This is a genomic window from Pseudarthrobacter sp. ATCC 49987, assembly GCF_009928425.1.
In the GTDB taxonomy this organism is placed as follows: domain Bacteria; phylum Actinomycetota; class Actinomycetes; order Actinomycetales; family Micrococcaceae; genus Arthrobacter.
In genome coordinates, this window is sequence record NZ_JAABNS010000001.1 from 2646904 (window position 1) to 2665402 (window position 18499).

General features: G+C 68.1%; 17 protein-coding genes. 7 read left to right on the forward strand and 10 right to left on the reverse strand.

Going from position 1 to position 18499, the window contains the following annotated elements; all coding sequences use genetic code 11:
- The first annotated feature begins 23 nt into the window (after positions 1–23).
- Positions 24–851, forward strand: a complete 828-nt coding sequence (locus tag GXK59_RS12290; RefSeq protein WP_160667132.1) for a hypothetical protein — start codon at positions 24–26, stop codon at positions 849–851.
- Positions 852–899: 48 nt separating this feature from the next.
- Entirely contained in the window at positions 900–1550 is a 651-nt protein-coding gene (locus tag GXK59_RS12295; protein WP_160667134.1) for a GNAT family N-acetyltransferase, read from the forward strand.
- 257 nt (positions 1551–1807) lie between these two features.
- Here the strand turns inward: GXK59_RS12295 and GXK59_RS12300 are convergent, their stop codons facing one another.
- Both GXK59_RS12300 and GXK59_RS12305 read right to left on the reverse strand, forming a co-directional pair.
- Positions 1808–3250 carry a PhoH family protein gene (locus tag GXK59_RS12300; RefSeq protein WP_160667136.1) on the reverse strand — a complete coding sequence of 481 codons (1443 nt, stop codon included), beginning with the start codon at positions 3248–3250 and terminating at the stop codon, positions 1808–1810.
- Between the two features lie 233 nt (positions 3251–3483).
- A complete protein-coding gene (locus tag GXK59_RS12305) occupies positions 3484–4245 on the reverse strand; it encodes an isoprenyl transferase (protein WP_160669140.1) in 762 nt (253 codons plus the stop codon).
- A gap of 154 nt (positions 4246–4399) precedes the next feature.
- On the opposite strand from GXK59_RS12305, the gene trhA reads away from it, so the two are divergent.
- Complete coding sequence (trhA, locus tag GXK59_RS12310) at positions 4400–5122, forward strand: PAQR family membrane homeostasis protein TrhA (RefSeq protein ID WP_202129121.1); 723 nt, start codon at positions 4400–4402, stop codon at positions 5120–5122.
- A gap of 164 nt (positions 5123–5286) precedes the next feature.
- On the opposite strand, the gene GXK59_RS12315 is transcribed toward trhA, so the two are convergent.
- From GXK59_RS12315 to mca, 3 genes are all read right to left on the reverse strand, one after another.
- Entirely contained in the window at positions 5287–7533 is a 2247-nt protein-coding gene (locus GXK59_RS12315) for a thioredoxin domain-containing protein (protein ID WP_160667138.1), read from the reverse strand.
- The gene (locus GXK59_RS12320) at positions 7511–7843 is read right to left on the reverse strand and encodes a hypothetical protein (RefSeq protein WP_160667140.1); all 333 of its coding nucleotides are present in this window, start codon (positions 7841–7843) and stop codon (positions 7511–7513) included. Before GXK59_RS12320 ends, GXK59_RS12315 begins: the two co-directional genes overlap by 23 nt.
- A 107-nt stretch (positions 7844–7950) precedes the next feature.
- Entirely contained in the window at positions 7951–8856 is a 906-nt protein-coding gene (gene mca, locus GXK59_RS12325; protein ID WP_160667142.1) for a mycothiol conjugate amidase Mca, read from the reverse strand.
- A 121-nt stretch (positions 8857–8977) separates the two neighbouring features.
- Between mca and GXK59_RS12330 the strand changes: the two genes are divergently transcribed.
- A complete protein-coding gene (locus GXK59_RS12330; RefSeq protein ID WP_160667144.1) occupies positions 8978–9436 on the forward strand; it encodes a DUF4307 domain-containing protein in 459 nt (152 codons plus the stop codon).
- Positions 9437–9620: 184 nt separating this feature from the next.
- Positions 9621–10115 (forward strand): transcription elongation factor GreA, encoded by a 495-nt coding sequence (gene greA, locus GXK59_RS12335; RefSeq protein WP_024366144.1) that lies wholly within the window; start codon positions 9621–9623, stop codon positions 10113–10115.
- An 84-nt stretch (positions 10116–10199) separates the two neighbouring features.
- On the opposite strand, the gene GXK59_RS12340 is transcribed toward greA, so the two are convergent.
- The 4 genes from GXK59_RS12340 to GXK59_RS12355 all read right to left on the reverse strand — a co-directional run bounded on the left by GXK59_RS12340 (position 10200) and on the right by GXK59_RS12355 (position 14438).
- Positions 10200–10823: a rhomboid family intramembrane serine protease gene (locus tag GXK59_RS12340; protein ID WP_443094314.1), complete on the reverse strand. Its 624-nt coding sequence runs from the start codon at positions 10821–10823 to the stop codon at positions 10200–10202.
- 9 nt (positions 10824–10832) lie between these two features.
- Positions 10833–12071 carry a threonine ammonia-lyase gene (gene ilvA, locus GXK59_RS12345; RefSeq protein ID WP_160667148.1) on the reverse strand — a complete coding sequence of 413 codons (1239 nt, stop codon included), beginning with the start codon at positions 12069–12071 and terminating at the stop codon, positions 10833–10835.
- A 21-nt stretch (positions 12072–12092) separates the two neighbouring features.
- Positions 12093–13382 carry an AI-2E family transporter gene (locus GXK59_RS12350; protein WP_160667150.1) on the reverse strand — a complete coding sequence of 430 codons (1290 nt, stop codon included), beginning with the start codon at positions 13380–13382 and terminating at the stop codon, positions 12093–12095.
- Positions 13383–13469: 87 nt separating this feature from the next.
- Positions 13470–14438 (reverse strand): aldose 1-epimerase family protein, encoded by a 969-nt coding sequence (locus GXK59_RS12355; protein WP_160669142.1) that lies wholly within the window; start codon positions 14436–14438, stop codon positions 13470–13472.
- An 85-nt stretch (positions 14439–14523) separates the two neighbouring features.
- Between GXK59_RS12355 and galK the strand changes: the two genes are divergently transcribed.
- Entirely contained in the window at positions 14524–15684 is a 1161-nt protein-coding gene (gene galK, locus GXK59_RS12360) for a galactokinase (RefSeq protein WP_160667152.1), read from the forward strand.
- A 92-nt stretch (positions 15685–15776) separates the two neighbouring features.
- Here the strand turns inward: galK and GXK59_RS12365 are convergent, their stop codons facing one another.
- A complete protein-coding gene (locus tag GXK59_RS12365; protein WP_160667154.1) occupies positions 15777–16685 on the reverse strand; it encodes a Bax inhibitor-1/YccA family protein in 909 nt (302 codons plus the stop codon).
- A gap of 523 nt (positions 16686–17208) precedes the next feature.
- On the opposite strand from GXK59_RS12365, the gene GXK59_RS12370 reads away from it, so the two are divergent.
- A complete protein-coding gene (locus tag GXK59_RS12370) occupies positions 17209–18492 on the forward strand; it encodes a branched-chain amino acid ABC transporter permease (protein WP_237393875.1) in 1284 nt (427 codons plus the stop codon).
- The last annotated feature ends 7 nt before the right edge of the window (positions 18493–18499 follow it).

Sequence of the window (18499 nt, forward strand, 5' to 3'; positions counted from 1 at the left end):
GGGCCCGCGCGTAAACTGTGGATATGGCCGCATGGGACAACGCAAACGCGCGCGGGCCGCGCACGCCCGGGGACCCCGCGGAACAGGCGGCCGCTTTCCGGAACCTGTGCCGCTCCTCGCCGTGGAAATGGCACTCCCTGCGCTTCGAGTACCTTGACCGGCCCCTCGCCGCCGGTTCCGGTGCCCCTGAAACGGCACCGCCCCCGGACCTGGTCCGTGCCTGGCTTCGCCGCCCCGGGGCCCTGCGGCTGGAGACGGCCGACGGCCTGGTCCTGCAAAGCACCACCGGCATCAATGATTCCCGTGACGTGTTCTACGTCCGCTCCACCAGGAAGACCTGGTTACTGCCGCCCCACCTCGTCACCCCGGTCTACGACGACCGCGGCCTGGTCCGGCGCCGCCCCGAAGCCGCCTACGGCGAGCCCGGCTTCGGCAACGGCCGGTTCGCCGCCGCGCTGGACCCGGTGGAACTGGCCGGCAACGCCCCCGTCCCGCTCGAATTCCCCAATTCAAATGCTGTGGAACTGGGCACCATCACCGAAGTGCTGCACGAAGGCCGACCCGCGCTGGAAGCCACCGTGACTCCGAACCCCGGCTACCGTCCCAGCGACCCCGGGTCGCCGCTGTGCCGGCCGGGCCGCACGCTGGTGAGGATCGACGCCGGCACGGGCGTTTGCGTCGCGAGCCGCTGGCTGGAGGGCGGGCAGGAAGGGGACGGACCGGACGGGTATGGGCACTGGATCCGGATCCTGGCCGTGGATGAGTACATGCTGGATGACTTGTTCCTCGCCGAGTCCATGAACCTCACGGATGTCCGCCGGCACATCAGCTGGGAACTCCCGGCGGGCTGAAGGCGCGTGTGACTGGCTGGGCCCCGGCTGCGCGGCTAGGCTTCCCGGATGACTGAACTCGCCCGCTACTGGCCGCCCTTCGGCCTCACCCTGACCACACCACGCCTGGCGCTGCGGCCCATCCGCGACGAGGAGATCCCCGTGGCGGTGCAGGCGGCCCTGAGCGGCATCCACGAGCCGGGCCGCAGCCCGTTCAGCCGGCCCTGGGCCGAGGCCCCGCCGGAGGAGCTCGGTCCGAATATGGCGCAGTGGTACTGGCGCTGCCGCGGGAACATGTCGCCGCAGGAATGGACCCTGCTGCTGGGCATCTGGCACGAGGACGAGTTCATCGGCTGCCAGGACATCGAGGCCAGGGACTTCGCCACCCTGAAAACGGTGAGCACCGGATCCTGGCTCAAACAAAGCGTGCACGGCCGCGGACTCGGCAAGGAGATGCGCGCCGCCGTCGCCCTCTATGCCTTCGACTGGCTCGGCGCGGAGGTCGCGGAATCCGAGGCGGCCGCCTGGAACCAGCAGTCCCTCGGCGTCTCCCGTTCTCTCGGCTACGAACTCAACGGCGTCACCCGCGTCACTTGGGGCGGCCAGCGCCAGGAAGCCCAAAAAGTCCGCCTCACCCCCGCCACGTTCAACCGCCCCGACTGGCACCTGCAAGTGCAAGGCCACGACCCCACGGCAAAATACCTGGGGATCCAGGAATAAAGGCGACAAAGGCAACAAAGGTGACAGAGCCGCACGCCGGGTCGCGGTCCTTCGCGTAGGAGCGCATTGCCGACCAAAGCGAAGCGGAGGTCGCCCCGCGACCGCAGTGGGCCCCATGCGACGTAAGCAGCGTCCCGAGGGCCCCGAGGCGAGCTTGCGAGCCTTGGGAAGGGACCTCTGCGCTAAGCGACGGCGAAGGGCCGCGACCCGGCGAACCCGGCCACGGCCCCCAGCAGAGGCGAGTCGAAGAACCCGGCTTAGATCTCCGCCCCCTCGAGCAACTCCGTAACAAGCGCAGCGATCGGCGAGCGCTCCGAACGCGTGAGGGTGACGTGGCCGAAGAGCGGATGCCCCTTGAGCGTCTCGACGACGGCGGCCACGCCGTCGTGCCGGCCGACCCGGAGGTTGTCGCGCTGGGCGACGTCGTGGGTCAGGACGATCTTGGAGTTCTGCCCGATCCGGCTCATGACGGTCAGCAGCACGTTCTTCTCCAGCGACTGGGCCTCATCCACGATCACGAACGCGTCATGCAGCGACCGGCCCCGGATGTGGGTCAGCGGCATCACCTCGAGCATGCCGCGGTCCATCACTTCCTCCACGACCTCCTGGCTGACCAGGGCGCCGAGCGTGTCGAAGACGGCCTGCGCCCACGGGTTCATTTTCTCCGCCTCGGAGCCGGGCAGGTAGCCGAGCTCCTGCCCGCCCACCGCGTAGAGCGGCCGGAAGACGATGACCTTGCGGTGTTCCTGGCGCTCCAGGACGGCTTCGAGGCCCGCGCACAGGGCCAGCGCGGACTTTCCCGTGCCGGCGCGGCCGCCGAGGGACACAATGCCCACGGAGGGGTCCATCAGCAGGTCGATCGCCAGCCGCTGTTCGGCCGACCGCCCGTGCAGACCGAACACGTCGCGGTCGCCCTTCACCAGCCGGACCTGCTTGTCGGCGCCTACCCGGCCCAGCGCAGAGCCCCGCTGAGAGAGGAGCACCAGGCCGGTGTTCGTCGGCATCTCGGCCGCCTCCGGGATGAAGACGGGCTCGTGGCCGTAGAGGGTGGAGACTTCCTCCTCGCTCGCGTCGATTTCCGCGACGCCGGTCCAGCCCGAGTCCTTGACGAGTTCGTTGCGGTACTCGTCGGCCTGCAGCCCCATGGCCGAGGCCTTGACGCGCATCGGAAGGTCCTTGGACACCACCGTGACGTCCCGCCCTTCGTTGGCGAGGTTCTTGGCGACGGCGAGGATCCGGCTGTCGTTGTCCCCGCCGCGGAAGCCTGCGGGGAGCACCTCGGCGGAGATGTGGTTCAGCTCCACCATGAGCGTGCCGCCGTCGTGCCCGAGGGGGATGGGGCGGTCGAGCCCGCCGTGTTCCACCCGCAGGTCGTCCAGGAGCCTGAGTGCCTTGCGGGCGAAATAGCCGAGCTCGGGATCGTGCCGCTTGCCTTCGAGTTCGGTGATGACGACGATCGGCAGGATCACTTCATGCTCCGCGAAGCGCAGCAGCGCCCGCGGGTCCGAGAGCAGCACCGAGGTGTCGATCACGAAGCTCCGGGCCGGTTCCATACTTGCTGTCCCTTCCCCGGAAACAGCAAGACCGGCCGCAGCGTCAATCTCCGCTGCACCGGTCTTTGAGGTGGCTCGCTTGGCGCGAGAGGTAGCTTTCTGTCCCTGGTCGGTCACGACGTCGGGCAGTTGTTCAGAAATAGCCACATCGACTCCAGCCCCGGGGCGCATGCCCGGAATTGTTAGTGGTGAGGCGGCTCGGCCTGGAGGCCGGACGCGGCCTCCCATACACCCGGTGCGAACTTCCGCTCCATGTACTGGCCTCCCCGATCAGCCGGCGGTTTGCCTGCTGATGGGATTAACGTACGTCCGGGGCGCGGCGTTTCTGTGCCAATTCGTCGGCGATTCTTGTTGCCATCGTGTGAACAGCTCATGACGCGTCAGGAACCGTAACGGCGCTGCCTGCCGGCGTAGTCGCGGAGGGCCCGGAGGAAGTCCACTTTCCGGAAGGCGGGCCACAGGGCTTCGCAGAAATAGAACTCGCTGTACGCGCTTTGCCACATCAGGAAGCCGGAGAGCCGCTGCTCCCCGGAGGTCCTGATCACGAGGTCCGGATCGGGCTGGCCGCGCGTGTAGAGGAATCGTGAGATGTCGTCGACGCTCAGTTCGTCGGCCAGTTTTCCGATGTCCGCACCGCGCGCGACGGCGTCGTGCAGCAGTTCGCGGACGGCGTCGACGATTTCGCGGCGTCCGCCGTAGCCGACGGCGACATTGACGTGGAGTTTCTCGCGCGTCGGGGTCCGGGCCGTGAGCCGGTTGAGCCGTGCGGCGAGGTAGTCAGGCAGCAGTTCCGGGGCGCCCATGGCATGGACCGAGATTTCGGCGTCCTCGTCCAGCCGGTCCAGCGTGTTGGCGATGATCGCCATGAGGAGGTCGAGTTCTTCGCTCGAGCGGTTCATGTTGTCCGTGGAGAGCATGTAGAGGGTGACCACTTTGACGCCCAGTTCCTGGCACCAGCCAAGGAACTCGTGGATCTTGTCGGCCCCGGCCTGGTGGCCCTGGCTGGTGGGGGCGTTGAACTGCCGGGCCCAGCGGCGGTTGCCGTCCACCATGACGCCGATATGCCGGGGGATGCGCTCCGGGTCCAGCGAGCGCTGGAGTTTGCGCTCGTAGAAGCCATAGAGGAACCCGGGCATTTCCATCCGGAGATTCACCTGGCTTCCTTGAAGTGCGACTGCTGTGCACATCCTAGGCTACCCGCCGCAGGGGCCGCCGGGGCGCAGGAACGAGACGACTGTGGCCCCCGGGCGTTATTACTCGCAGGTAACTTACCGGACCGTAGTTTATTATGGCGGCATGGACAGCAACACCCCCGAGCCCCGGCCCGAGCATCCCCCGGACCGTGGAACCGGCCCGATAGACGACGCTGCCGTCCGGCTGGCCGAGCTCCTGATGATCAAACCCAAGTGGCGCGGATGGATCCACACCGTGACGGCTCCGCTGGCGCTGGCCGCCGGCCTGGTGCTGGTGATTCTGGCGCCGACACCGGACCTGAAGATCGCCTGCGCCATCTATGCGTTCACCGGGGTGCTGTTGTTCGGCATCAGTGCCATCTACCACCGCGGCAACTGGTCGCCGCGGGTCAAGATCGTGCTGAAGCGGCTGGACCACACGAACATCATGCTGGTGATCGCCGGCAGCTACACGCCGCTGGCCTGGGCACTCCTGGACCGGCCCAAGGCCGAACTCCTCCTGTGGGTGATCTGGACCGGCGCCATCCTGGGCGTGCTGTTCCGGCTGCTGTGGACCCATGCCCCGCGCTGGCTCTACGTGCCGATCTACATCGCCCTGGGGTGCGGCGCGCTGTTCTACCTCCCGGACTTCTTCGCCGCCAATGTTGCCTCCGCCGTGCTGATCTGCGTCGGCGGCGCCCTCTACATCACCGGCGCCATCTTCTACGCGCTGAAGAAGCCAAACTTCAGCTACGAACACTTCGGTTTCCACGAACTTTTCCACGCCCTTACGGTCTTCGCCTTCGCCGCGCACTACATTGCGATTGCCATCGCCGTCCTGAGCTGACGTCCTGCCTCCGCGGACTCACCCCACCTTTGAGAGGAGGACGCCGCGACTCACCGGCTCTTCTGCCCGACACACCGGGCTCCGACTTCAAACGTGGGGAATTTCCGGCGTCAGGGCCCGCCGGTCGGGGCCCCGGCGTGCGGGAGCAGGTCCGGGGTGAGGAGTCATTCCGCCAGTGTAGCCAGCCGGTCCCGCACCTCGTCGGCAGAACCCAGCGGAAGCCCGCAGACCATCCCGCGGCACAGATAGACCACAGGCCTTCCGTCGGGCGCTGCCTCCCGGCCGCGCAACAGGGGCACGGCAGCGTCGTTGTCCTGCCTGGCGTTGTCCGGCCTGGCGTCGTCCTGCAGGGCGACCACCAGCCCGGGGCTGGGCGAGAGCAGCAGCTCCCGGTGCAGTGCCGCCCGTTCCGGCGTGTCCGGCCCGACGACGGCGGCCTCCACCGGGCCGGCGAGCGCGGCCTGCGCCGTCGCGAGGAGCCAGCCCGCCGCCCGCGGCGCGCGGGTGGCCAGCGGTGGCAGCAGCGAAAGGATGTTGCCGGCGAGGGCCCGGTATTCAGAGGAGCCTGAAAGTGCCGCACAGGACAGCAGCGCGCCCGCGAAGGCGGCGGCGCCGCTCGGCGTGGCATTGTCGAAGAGCTCCAGCGACGCGCGTCCGCCGTGGGCGTTGGCGACTTGTGCAGGCTCCACCGCGGTGTCCTTGAGCGTGCCGTCCGAGGTGAACCGTGCGCAGGCTGCAGCCAGGATGTCCTCGGCCAGCCGGTACCAGCGTGTCCGGCCGGAGACGGCGTAAAGCGCGATCAGGCCCTCGACGCAGAAGGCGTAGTCCTCCAGGAGCCCGCCGATCCCCCGGGCGGCGCCGCCGTGGGAGATCCGCATGAGTGTGCCGGGCTGGCCATCGGCACCGGGACGCCAGTGCACCCGTTCCAGGTAGTTGGCAATCCTCCCGGCCGCGGCGGCCAGCCGGGGTTGTCCCAGCACGGCGCCGGCCTCGGCCAGCGCCGCGACCGCCAGCCCGTTCCAGCCGGCCACCACCTTGTCGTCCCGGGCAGGCTGGGGCCGGCGGGAGCGCCCGGCGAGCAGCACCGGCCGGACCCGCTGCCACAGTCCCGCTTCGTCGGCGCTGAACGCCTGGCCGGGGTGCAAGGGGGATCCCTCCGGGGTGACGGTGCCGCGGGGGTGGACGTTCAGGAGGCGGGCGACGGCGGCGCCGTCGGCGGGTCCCAGCACGGAGGCCAGGGCTGCCGGGGTCCACAGGTAGCTGCCCCCCTCGGCGTGGACACCGTTCACGACAGTATCGGCGTCGAGTGACGAGGCCAGGGCCTCGGGCACCGCTCCGGGGCCCGAACCGGCGTGCCCCAGTCCCAGTGAGGCGAGGAGCCAGCCGGCGGTGCGGCCAGCGACGTCGGCGGCTTGCGCGGCGGGGTACCCGGGGGTGCCGCCCAGCCGGACCCAATGGACGTAGACGCGCAGCAGCTGGGCGTTGTCGTAGAGCATTTTCTCGAAGTGCGGCACGGACCAGTCGCGGGTCACGGAATAGCGGGCGAAGCCGCCGGCGAGCTGGTCGAACAGGGCCGAGCGGGACATCGCGGCGAGGGTCCGGCCCGCCAGGTCCCGGGCCATGGCTGGGGTCTCTGCCTCCCCGGCCAGCGAGGGCCCGGCCTGCCGGGAAACAGCCCGGACGGGAACGGCGGCGTGACGGATCAGGAATTCCAGCACGGCCGACGGCGGGAACTTCGGCGCGGTGCCGAAGCCTCCGTATACGGGGTCTTCGTCGCCGGCCAGCGCCCGCACGGCATCCCCGGGCAGGGACGGGTCGAGCGCCTCCGGCACACCGTCCAGCCGCACGGCGGCGCGCGGTTGCGAAGCGGCGAGGCCGCGGGCCAGGGCGTCGGCGTTCTGTTCCACGGTGTCGCGGCGCTCCCGCCACGCATCGGCCACGGCTTCCAGTACCTGGTGGAAGGAGGGCCGGCCCGGCTGCGGCCGGGGCGGGTAGTAGGTGCCGGCGTGGAAGGCCCGGCCATCGGGCAGCAGAAAGACGGACATCGGCCAGCCGCCTTCACCGCTGATGGCCTGGGTCGCGGCCATGTAGACGGCGTCGACGTCGGGACGCTCCTCGCGGTCCACCTTCACGGCCACGAAGTTGGCGTTCAGGAAGTCCGCGGTGTCCGGGTCTTCAAAGGATTCCCGGGCCATGACGTGGCACCAGTGGCAGGCCGCGTAGCCGACCGAAAGGAAGACGGGCACATCGCGGGCCGCGGCGAAAGCGAACGCCGCGTCGCCGAAGGGCCGCCAGTGCACGGGGTTCCCGGCGTGCTGCCGGAGGTAGGCAGAGGGCTCTCCACCCAGGGCATTGGCGGCCTCGGGGAAGGGCGGGGGTGTGCCGCGGTCAGCGGTTTCCGGGTCCTGCATCACCGTCGGCGTCCGGACGGGCGCCGGGCTGGCCGGCCGGATCCTGGGTCCCTGTGGCCTGCGCAGCGCCCTCGTTGACGGAAGCCCCGGCGGCGGCCGCGCGTTCCTCCTCCACCTGGGCCCGGTAGCGGACGCGGCGGATGCGGCGGACCATGTCGACAATGAGCAGCGCCGTCAGCACCACGATGAAGGCGGTCAGGAGGAAGCCCAGCAGGCCGGGCGTCACCTGGTCCTGGGACAATCCCTCGCGGAGCGACGGCGAGGGAGCGGGCGCCGGGGTGGTTGCCAGGGCGGTGAGCAAGGATTGCACGGTGAGGACCTTCTATGGGGGCTAAATGGCGGCCCGACGGGGCTGGCTGCGGAGTTGGAACTGTTTCCACGACGTCTTCTACGCGTCATAGAACTGGCCTGTTGGGTCTATCTTAGCCCGGCGAAGAAGTCCTTTTCAGGCAGGTCGGCGGGGACCCTGGACTGGATCAGCGAGTAGTCCTCCCACGGCCAGACTCGGCGCTGCATCGCAGGCGAGACGGCGAAGAAGAAGCCCTCCGGGTCCACCTGGGTGCGGTGTGCACGGAGTGCGTCATCGCGGGCTTCGAAGAAATCCCCGCACTCGATCTGGGTGGTGGTGGCGTGGGTCGACGCCGGCGGGGTGTGGCCTTCCGCGTCGGCTTCGAGCCAGGCGGCGATCCGCTCGGCGTAGGGCGACTGGAGCCCGGATTCCTCCAGCGCAAAATGCAGGGCCCGGAACCGTTCGGGGCTGAAGGCCCGGTCGTAGTAGAGCTTGCTCGGCGCCCAGGCCTCGCCGGTTCCCGGGTAGCGGGCGGGGTCCCCCGCGGCTTCGAAAGCCTCGACGGCGACGCGGTGCGCCATGATGTGGTCCGGGTGCGGGTAGCCGCCGTTCTCGTCGTAACTCAGGATGACCTGCGGTTTGAAGCTGCGGACCAGCCGGACCAACGGCGCGGCCGCCCGTTCCAGCGGCAGTGTCGCGAAGGAGCCGGCCGGCAGCGGCGGCAGCGGGTCGCCCTCGGGCAGCCCCGAATCCACGAAGCCCAGCCAGCGCTGGCGGACGCCCAGTACCGCGGCGGCGTGCTCCATCTCGAGCCTGCGCGCTCCAGCCATGTCGCGTTTGGGGTGCGGCACGCCTTCCATCGCCGGGTTCTGGATGTCGCCGCGCGAGCCGTCCGTGCACGTGGCCACCAGGACGTCGACGCCTGATGCGGCGTACATGGCCATCGTGGCGGCGCCCTTGCTGGATTCGTCGTCGGGATGAGCATGGACAGCCAACATCCGAAGCGGCGCTGACGGGCTGGTGGACGCTGTCATCGTGGGACGGCTCCTCTTTCATCTACAGGTTTCATCTACAGGTACAGAACTCTTGGCGGGCGCCGCCGGCCGGATCGGCGGAGCGGCGAATACCCGTCCCGATCCACACTAAACTGGACTAGTGACTTCCAAGGATCAGCCTGCCGCGCCCGCATCGGCATCTCCCAGCCTAGCCAATCGTTACGGCGGTCAAAAGCGGACGCTGAGCCGCAAAGCCAAACGCACCGCACTGGTCGTTGCCCTTGCTGCCGGGATGGGCTTTATGGCTTGGATTTCAACGTCCAACGCGACGGAAAGCGTTACGTTCAAGGACATCGGCTACAGCACGCCGGACGCCACCCTGGCCGAGGTGGATTTCCAGGTCACCAAGGAGCCGGCCACTGCCGCCAAATGTTCCGTCAAGGCGCTGGATTCCAAGTTCGCCGTCGTCGGCTGGAAAGTCGTGGACATCACCCCCAACGCCGCCGACGCCGGCCCCGACGGCGGACGCACCATCGCACACCGGGCGACGGTGCGCACCGAGTCCCAGGCCGTGTCCGGCATCGTAGACAGTTGCTGGATCCCCGACGCCGGCAAGTAGCCCGGCGCCGCGCAGCCGGCCGGGGTGCGGGAACACGGTGTGATCCACGCCGCAGCCATCTTTGGTTTATCCACAGGATTGACTACAATGGACCAATACCTTTCCCCCGCTGAGCTGGTTACTGAGTCCCAAAAGTGGCCACCGTGGCGGGGTCTTTGCTTGTTTGACCATAAAGGAGAAGTCCGTGTCTACCACCAACAGCGCAACTGCAGCTTGGCTTACCCAGGAAGCTTTTGACCGCCTGAAGGCAGAGCTGGACCACCTCTCCGGCCCCGGCCGGGCGGAAATCGTCCAGAAAATCGAAGCCGCGCGCCAGGAAGGCGACCTCAAGGAAAACGGCGGCTACCACGCGGCCAAAGAGGAGCAGGGCAAGATCGAAGCCCGCATCCGCCAGCTGACCGCGCTGCTCCGGGACGCCCACGTGGGCGAATCCCCGGCGGACGACGGCATCGTCGAGCCCGGCATGATCGTCGTTGCCAAAATCGCCGGTGACGAGGAATCCTTCCTGCTCGGCTCACGCGAAATCGCGGGCGACTCGGACCTGGATGTCTTCAGCGAGAAGTCCCCCCTGGGCGCGGCCATCGTCGGCCACAAGGAGGGCGACAAGCTCAGCTACACCGCTCCGAACGGCAAGGTCATCACAGTGGAGATCATCTCCGCCAAGCCGTACGCCGGCTAACACAGGACTTCGGCGCAGCCAGCCGCAACGGTCCCACCAGAAAGTCCCTGCCACGGCGGGGACTTTCTGCGTTCCGGGCGCCGGTTACGGCCTGCTGGGCTGGGTCCCCACCCGGGGCGCGCTCAGGAGCAGGGCGGCGAGCACTCCACCGATGGCGCCGCCGAGGTGCGCCTGCCACGACACGAAGCCCACCACAGTGGGCAGGACGCCGAACAAAATCCCGCCGTAGCTCAGGAACAACACCACGGAGAGCAGGATCTGCCACCAGTTGCGGTTGAAGAAGCCCCGCACCAGCAGGAACGCGAAGAGCCCGAAGACCAGTCCGGACGCCCCGACGGTGATGTTGAAGCCGCCGATCAGCCACACCACCACCCCCGAGGCCAGCCAGCTCAGGGCCAGGGTGGTGAAGAACACCCGCGGGCCGGACAGCAGCACCAGGAAACCGAAGATGATCAACGGAAGCGTGTTGGAGAACAAGTGCGCCAGGTTGGCGTGCAGCAGCGGGAACGTCAGAATATCCAGGACCCCGTCGAGGCTGCGGGGGCGCAGGCCGAACATGCCGTTGAGCGAATGCAGCATGAGGGCGTTGATGATCTCGATGACGTACAGCACCAGCACGAACGACCCCACCACCAGCAGTCCCGTGCGGGCGCGCCCCGCCGCGGTCTCGCCGGCTCGTGGCCTGCCGTTCCGGGTGGAGTCCAGCATCATGGTCCCCTAGTGCACCACGATCGGCTGGAAGCCTTCGGCCCGGAGCGCCGCGAGGACCTGCTCGCAGTGCTCGTGGCCTTTGGTCTCCAGGTTCACGGTGATGGACACGTCGCCCATGCTGATCGAGCCGCCCACCCGGGTGTGGTCCAGTCCCGTCACGTTGGCGTCGTTCTCTGCGATGATCCGGGCGATGGTGGCCAGCGAGCCGGGCCGGTCGTCCAGCATCATGCGAACGGTCATATACCGGCCCGCGGCGGAGAGGCCTCGCTGGATGACCTTGAGCATCAGCATCGGGTCGATGTTGCCGCCGGACAGGACCACGGCGACAGTGCCCGGGTTCTCGATCTTGCCCTCCATCAGGGCTGCGACGCCCACTGCGCCGGCGGGCTCGACGACCATCTTGGCGCGCTCCAGCAGGAAGATGAGCGCCCGGGCCAGGGCGTCCTCGCTGACGGTGACGACGTCGTCGACGAGTTCCCGGATGATGCTGAACGGCAACTGGCCGGGCCGGCCGACGGCGATGCCGTCGGCCATCGTGGAGACGCGCTTGAGCGGCACGAGGGCGTCCGCGGCGAGCGACGGCGGGTAGGCGGCCGCGTTTTCGGCCTGGACGCCGATGATCCGGATCTCCCGGCCCAGTTCCTTGGCCCTGGCTTTCACGGCCACGGCGACTCCGGCCAGGAGCCCGCCGCCGCCGACGCCCATCAGGATGGTGTCGACGTACGGGACCTGTTCCAGGATTTCCAGCCCGACGGTGCCCTGGCCTGCGACGACGTCGACGTCGTCAAAGGGGTGGACGAAGACGGCGCCGGTCTCGTCGGCGTAGCGCTTCGCTTCAGCGAGGGCCTCGTCGACGTTGTGGCCGTGCAGGACCACCTCGGCCCCGTGGCTGCGGGTCGCGGCGAGTTTGGGCAGGGCGACGCCCAGCGGCATGTAGATGCGGGCTTTGATGCCCAGGCTCTTGGCCGCGACGGCCACCCCCTGGGCATGGTTGCCGGCCGAGGCCGCCACAACGCCGCGCCTTTTTTCCTCGGCGCTGAGCTTGGCCATCCGGACGTAGGCGCCACGGACCTTGAAGGAACCGGCCCGCTGCAGGTTCTCGCATTTGAGGAAGACCTCACCGCCGACCATGGCGCCCAGGGCACGCGAGGATTCAACCGGGGTCCGCGTAATAATCCCGTCGAGCAGCTTCTGCGCCTCCAGGACATCGTCCAGCGTGACGGGCAGGCTCTCAAGGGTGTTCACGAACTAGTCTCCTTCTACGGCTCAGTCTTCGGACCTGGCATCGTTGCTGCGCCCGGAGGTTTCACCCGGCAGGCGGGCGTCCCTCACGGTGTGGTCGGCGCCGGACGCAGGGGCAAGGACGTCCTGATGGCCCGCGGCGGCCAGCGCACTTTCATGTTCCCACGTTCTGCCGGCAATGTAGCGAATCGACGAGTTTGCTACGGCGAGGATGGGAACGGAGAACAGGGCTCCGGGGATGCCGGCGAGGTAGGAACCGGCGGCGACGGCCAGGATGACGGCCACCGGGTGCAGCGAGACGGCCTTGCCCATCACCAGCGGCTGCAGGATGTGGCTCTCCAGCTGCTGGACCAGCAGGACGATCCCCAGCATGATCAGGGCGTTCACCCACCCGTTGGCGACGAGGGCCAGCAGCACGGCGACGGCGCCGGTCACGAGCGCGCCGATGATCGGGATGAAGGAGCCCAGGAACACCAGCACGCCCAGCGGCAGCGCCAGGGGCACGCCGATGATTGCGGCCCCCACGCCGATCCCGACCGCGTCCACAAAAGCAACGAACATCTGGATCCGGGCGTAGCTCACCATCGAGGACCAGCCCACCCGGCCGGCCCCGTCCGTCGCGGCACGGGCCTTTCTGGGCAGTAGCCGCACAAGGAAGGCCCAGATGCGGTCTCCTTCCAGCAGGAAGAAGATGAGGATAAACAGCGCCAGGATCATTCCGGCCGCAAAATGCCCGGCGGTGCTGCCGAAGGACAGTGCTCCGCTGAGGATGCTGCTGCTGTTGTTCTGCAGTGCTTCGGTGGCGTCCTTGAGGTACTGGTCGATCTGGGCCGCTGTCAGGTGCAGGGGGCCGTCGGCGAGCCAGACCTGGATTTTTTGGACTCCGGTCAGCGCCTCGCTCCACAACTCGGAGAAGCCGGACACAAGCTGCCGCCCCACGAGGGCCAAGGCCCCGCCAATCACGCCGATGAAGCCCAGGACGGTGATGGCGACGGCCAGCCCGTTGGGGACGCGGTTCCTTTTGAGCCAGTTCTTCACCGGTGCCAGCAGCCCGGCCAGCAGCGCGGCAACCATCACCGGAATGAGGAGGAAGCTGACCCGGCTGAGCAGCCACACGAGGGCGCCCGCCACGAGAATGATGAGTCCAAGGCGCCAGGACCAGGACGCGGCGATCCGGACGCCGTACGGGATGTCCTGGTCGATTTCCCGGTCCGTGACAGTCCGCACCTGTGCGGAAATTCCGGCGGAGACGCTGTCGGCGGGGCGGGAGGCGTACGGGAGGTCCCGCGGGGCGGGATCGTCAGCTGGCGTCATAGCCCCATGATTCACCAGCACCCCCCGGATGGGAAACTCGGATGGGAAACTCAGATGGGAAACTCTGATGCGAAACTCTGTGCCCGCTCAAGGTTCCAGGGACGCGCTGATCCCCCAGCTCATGGCGAAGCTCTCGCCCGGCGGCAGCCAGCGGAGGCCGTCGCCGCTGTTGAAGGCGTTGGCCGGGCCGGTCATCGGTTCGATCGCCACCGCTTTGGTCCGGCCCGGGAACTGCGTGGTGACGAAAACGTGGACGTAGCCGCAGCTCCCGTCCTGCCAGAGGCTCACGCTCCGGCCGTCCGGCGCGGTCAGCGTGTGGCGGGCCGCGCCGGAGTCGAACTCCAGGTCCGTGTAGGCGGAATCGAGATCCAGTTCGGCCACGGACTTTCCGGTGCGGAGGTCGAAGTCGCCGCTGACCGGCTCCGTCGCGCGCGGGATCAGGCGCCCGTCCGTCACCAGCCGCGTGCCGGCACGGACGGTGATGGTCAGCTCCTCGCTGCGCACCTCCCCCAGCCGGAGATACGGGTGCGCGCCCAGGACGAACGGGGCCTGCTCCTGGGAGTCGTTGATCAGCTCCTGCCGGACCACAAGGCCCAGGTCCGCGGCCAGTTCGTAGCGCACGCGGTGACGCAGCAGGAAGGGATAGCCGTGCTGCGGGAACACGGCTGCTTCGAGGGTGACCGAGAATTCGGATTCGTCGACAAGCTCATAGGAGGCGTTGCGCAGCAGCCCGTGGCTGGCGTTGTTGCGGGACACCTCCGTGATATCCAGCTGTTGCTTCTTGCCGTTCAGGTACCAGACGCCGTCCTCTACCCGGTTCGCCCATGGCGCCAGTGTGATGCCGGCCGCGCCGGGCGAAATCTCCGCGTCCCCATAGCTTTCCGTCAGCGGCGTCCCGCCTCGGCTGTACAGCCTCAGCCCGGCGGCCAGTTCAGTGACGACGGCGAGCGCGTCGCCGCGCCGCAGCTCGTACTGCCGGCCCGAGGCATAGCGCCGGGCGGCGGCGTCGGGCCCGGGGCCGTCGGGGTGAGGGGAAGCAGGGGGCAGCAGGTTCATGGTCACCACCGTACCCAGCCGCATGCCGCGGCGTATACCGTGGATCCATGACCCGCACTTCCCGGACCGCCGCCGACGGCACGGCATGACACGCCCCCTCAGCGCCGGGCAGCTGGCTGACAGGTTCGATTCCGTCTTCGGCGCGGCGCCGGACGGCGTCTGGCAGGCACCCGGCCGCGTCAACCTGATCGGTGAGCACACGGACTACAACGAGGGCTTTGTGCTGCCCTTTGCGATCGACAAGGCAGCCCGGGTCGCCGTCCGCCTGCGTCCGGACTCCCGGGTCCGGCTGCTGTCAACGTTTGGAAACCAGGGGCTGACGACGGCGGATGCCGGGTCCCTGAACCGCGGCACGGCGAGGGGGTGGACCAAGTACCCGCTGGGTGTCCTGTGGGCGCTTCAGCAGCGCGGACTCCCCGTCCGCGGCCTGGACCTCCTACTGGACTCCGATGTTCCCCGCGGCGCCGGGCTGTCCTCGTCCCATGCCATCGAATGCGCCGTCATCTCCGCGCTCAACGAGCTCGCCGCGGCGGGCCTGGACGCCCGGGACATGGTGCTGGCCACCCAGCGCGCGGAAAATGACTTCGTCGGCGCGCCCACCGGCATCATGGACCAGTCCGCGTCCCTGCGCGCCGCTGCCGGGCATGCCCTCTTCCTGGACTGCCGCGACCAGAGCATACGGCTGGTCCCGTTCGACGCCGAAAGCGCCGGGCTGGTGATGCTAGTGATTGACACGAAGGTGTCGCATTCCCATGCCGGCGGCGGCTACGCCTCCCGGCGGGCGTCCTGTGAGCTGGGCGCCGAGGTCCTCGGGGTCAAGGCGCTGCGCGACGTCGGGATTGGCGAGCTCGACGAGGCGTGCGGCCTGCTGGATCAGGAGACGTTCCGCCGGGTGCGCCACGTGGTCACTGAGAATGACCGGGTCCTGCAGACGGTCGGGCTCCTCGACGGCGCCGGGCCGGCGGCGATCGGGCCGCTGCTCGATGCTTCCCACGCCTCCATGCGGGACGACTTCGAGATCTCCTGCCCCGAGCTGGATCTCGCCGTGGAAGCCGCCCGCGCTGCCGGCGCCATCGGTGCGCGGATGACCGGGGGCGGCTTCGGCGGCTCCGCAATCGCGCTCACCCCGGCGTCGGAAGAGCAGCAGGTGCGTGCCGCCGTCGAACACGCCTTCGCGGGAGCCGGGTACCCGGCGCCGGACATCTTCAGCGTCCGGCCCTCGGCAGGGGCCATGCGCCTGGCATAGCCGGAGCGCAGGCCAAAAACCAGAGGAGCCCCGCCAATGTGGCGGGGCTCCTCTGGTTTTGGTCGTCAGCGACCGGCTGCGGGCTGAAGCTGTTAGTCGTCGCCGCGCAGGATCGCCAGGAGGCGGATGATCTCCACGTAGAGCCACACCAGCGTGACCGTGAGGCCGAAGGCCGCGGTCCAGGAGAAGCGCTGGGGGGCGCCGCTGCGGACGCCGGCTTCGATGCTGGTGAAGTCCATGATCAGCGAGAAAGCGGCGAGGCCGATCGCCAGCAGGCCGATGAAGACACCCAGCGGGATCCCGAAGATCTCCACCTCGGTGCGCAGTCCGAACGGGGAATCGACGACGCCGGTCCACATCATGACCATGTTGATGAGCGCGAAGACGGCGTAGCCGATCGTCGCGATCATAAAGAAGCGCATGGCCTTCGGGGTGGCCCGGACCTTGCCGCTCCGGAAGAGCAGCAGGGTCACGGCGAACACGGAGAGTGTGCCGATCACGGCCTGCAGGCCGACGCCCGGGAACATGCCGTCCAGGATGCGCGTCAGGCCGCCGAGGAAAAGCCCCTCGAGGGCCGCGTAGGCGAGGATCAGGGCCGGTGAGGGCTGCTTCTTAAAGGTGTTGACGAGGGCGAGGGCGAAGCCGCCCAGCGCGCCGACGATCATCAGCAGGTTGGCCAGGCCCGGTGCCACCACGAGGGTGACGGCCGCACCGGCGACGACGGCGCCGAGGCAGGCCGCGGTCTTCATGATGACATCGTCGTAGGTCATGCGGCCCGTGTCGGCGGGTCCGGCGGCGGGCCGGTTGTACAAGTCCTGGAGCTGGTCCTGGCTCATGCCCTGCTGGGCAGGGTTCCAGCCGGTCTGGGTCTGTCCATACTGGGCCTGGCCGTACTGGGCCTGGCCGTACGCGTTCTGTCCGTAAGCCTGCGGGGCAGGCGGTGCCTGGGTTGCTCCACGGAAGTTCTTTCCGTTGAAGACTGGGTTTCCGCCAAGTGCCATTGCGGGTGTCCTCCATATAACGGGGGTGGGTGGTGATCTGGTCGTGCCTTGTTACAACACGCTACCAATTCCAACAGCCGGCGGGCAGCGTTAGTTCCCGGGACGTCCGGGCCGCAACCCAACCGTGACCTCTGCGCCCCGTCACCGCGTCCTGCACCACGACCGGGACCGGCGACTGTTTAGGCATACTCCGGAACAACAAAAGTTTACTTTAGGACAGGTAAACCACCCAGTAGCCTGCGCTTCACGGTCGTTATCCGATCGCGACATTTTGCCTGCTCGCGACGGCATTCATTGCCCCAAGCGGGCTGTAACATGGGCCAAACAGGGTGACGGATATCACAAGCATTACTTCACCAAGCATTACTTCACCACCGCATCGCATCAGGTACCACCCCCGTCACCCGGACTGTTCGCAGCGGTTGCAATGGCGCAACCCACACCACCCCCATGTGGAGGTTTCATTTTGAGAAGCACACCGAGAGGCCTGTCGCAGAGACGGCGCGGCAGACTGCTGAAAGCTGTGGGGGCTGTTTTCGCCGCCGTGGCCGCGCTACTGCTGATCGTCGCGCCGGCATCCCAGGCCACGAGCCCCTCGCCGACACCATCCCCGTCGGCAACAACGTTCCAGAACAGCATCAGCGGCTTCCTGCGCGGCGACGACCGCGCGCCGATCGCTGACGTCACCATCACCGCCAAGAGCGGCGACTTCACCGGAACGGCCAAATCCAGCGCCAACGGATCCTGGACCATCGGGGTACCCACCCAGGGCACCTACGAAGTTAAGCTCGACGAATCCACGCTCCCGGAGGGCATCAAGCTCGCCGACGGCCAGGAAAACCCCCGCCAGGTCACTTTCAGCCAGACCTCCAACCTGTCGGTGATCTTCGCTTTCGGCAAGGGCATCGTGATCCAGCAGCAGGACTTCGGCCAGAACCTGATCAACCGCCTCGTGGCGGGCCTGAGCTTCGGCCTGCTGCTGGCCCTGGCCTCGGTGGGGCTCTCGCTGATCTTCGGCACCACCGGCCTGACCAACTTCGCCCACGGTGAAATGGTCACCCTCGGGGCCGTCCTGGTCTTCGCCTTCAACGCCATGAACCTCCCGTTCTGGCTGGCCATCCTGCTCGCGCTGCTCGGCGGCGGTCTATTCGGCTACGTCCAGGACGCCGGCCTGTGGAAACCGCTCCGGCGCCGCGGCACCGGCCTGGTACCGATGATGATCGTCAGCATCGGCCTCGCCCTGGCCGTGCGCTACGTCATCCAGTTCTTCTTCGGCGGCGCCACCCAGCAGCTGCCCTTCGCCCAGAGCGCGGAAATCCAGCTCGGCCCGATCTCCATTTCCCCCAACAACCTCTGGTCCCTCGTGATCAGCGCTGTCGTCATCGCCATCCTCGGCATCGTCCTGCTCAAGACCCGGCTCGGCAAAGCCACCCGCGCGGTTGCCGACAACCCCGCACTGGCTGCCGCCTCGGGCATCGACGTCGATTCCGTCATCCGGATTGTCTGGGTCACCGGCGGCATGCTGGCCTCCCTCGGCGGCATCCTGTGGGCGTACTACCGGCCCGGCGTCACCTTCGACATGGGATCGCAGATCCTGCTGCTCATCTTCGCCGGCGTCACCCTGGGCGGCCTCGGCACCGTATGGGGTGCCCTGATCGGATCCATCATCGTTGGTATCTTCGTGGAGCTGACCACCGTGTTCGGCCTCGCCGCAGACCTCAAATACGTGGGAGCACTGTTCATCATGATTATTGTCCTTCTGTTCCGGCCCCAAGGCATCTTGGGCCGGCGCGAGCGCGTGGGTTAGGAGACAG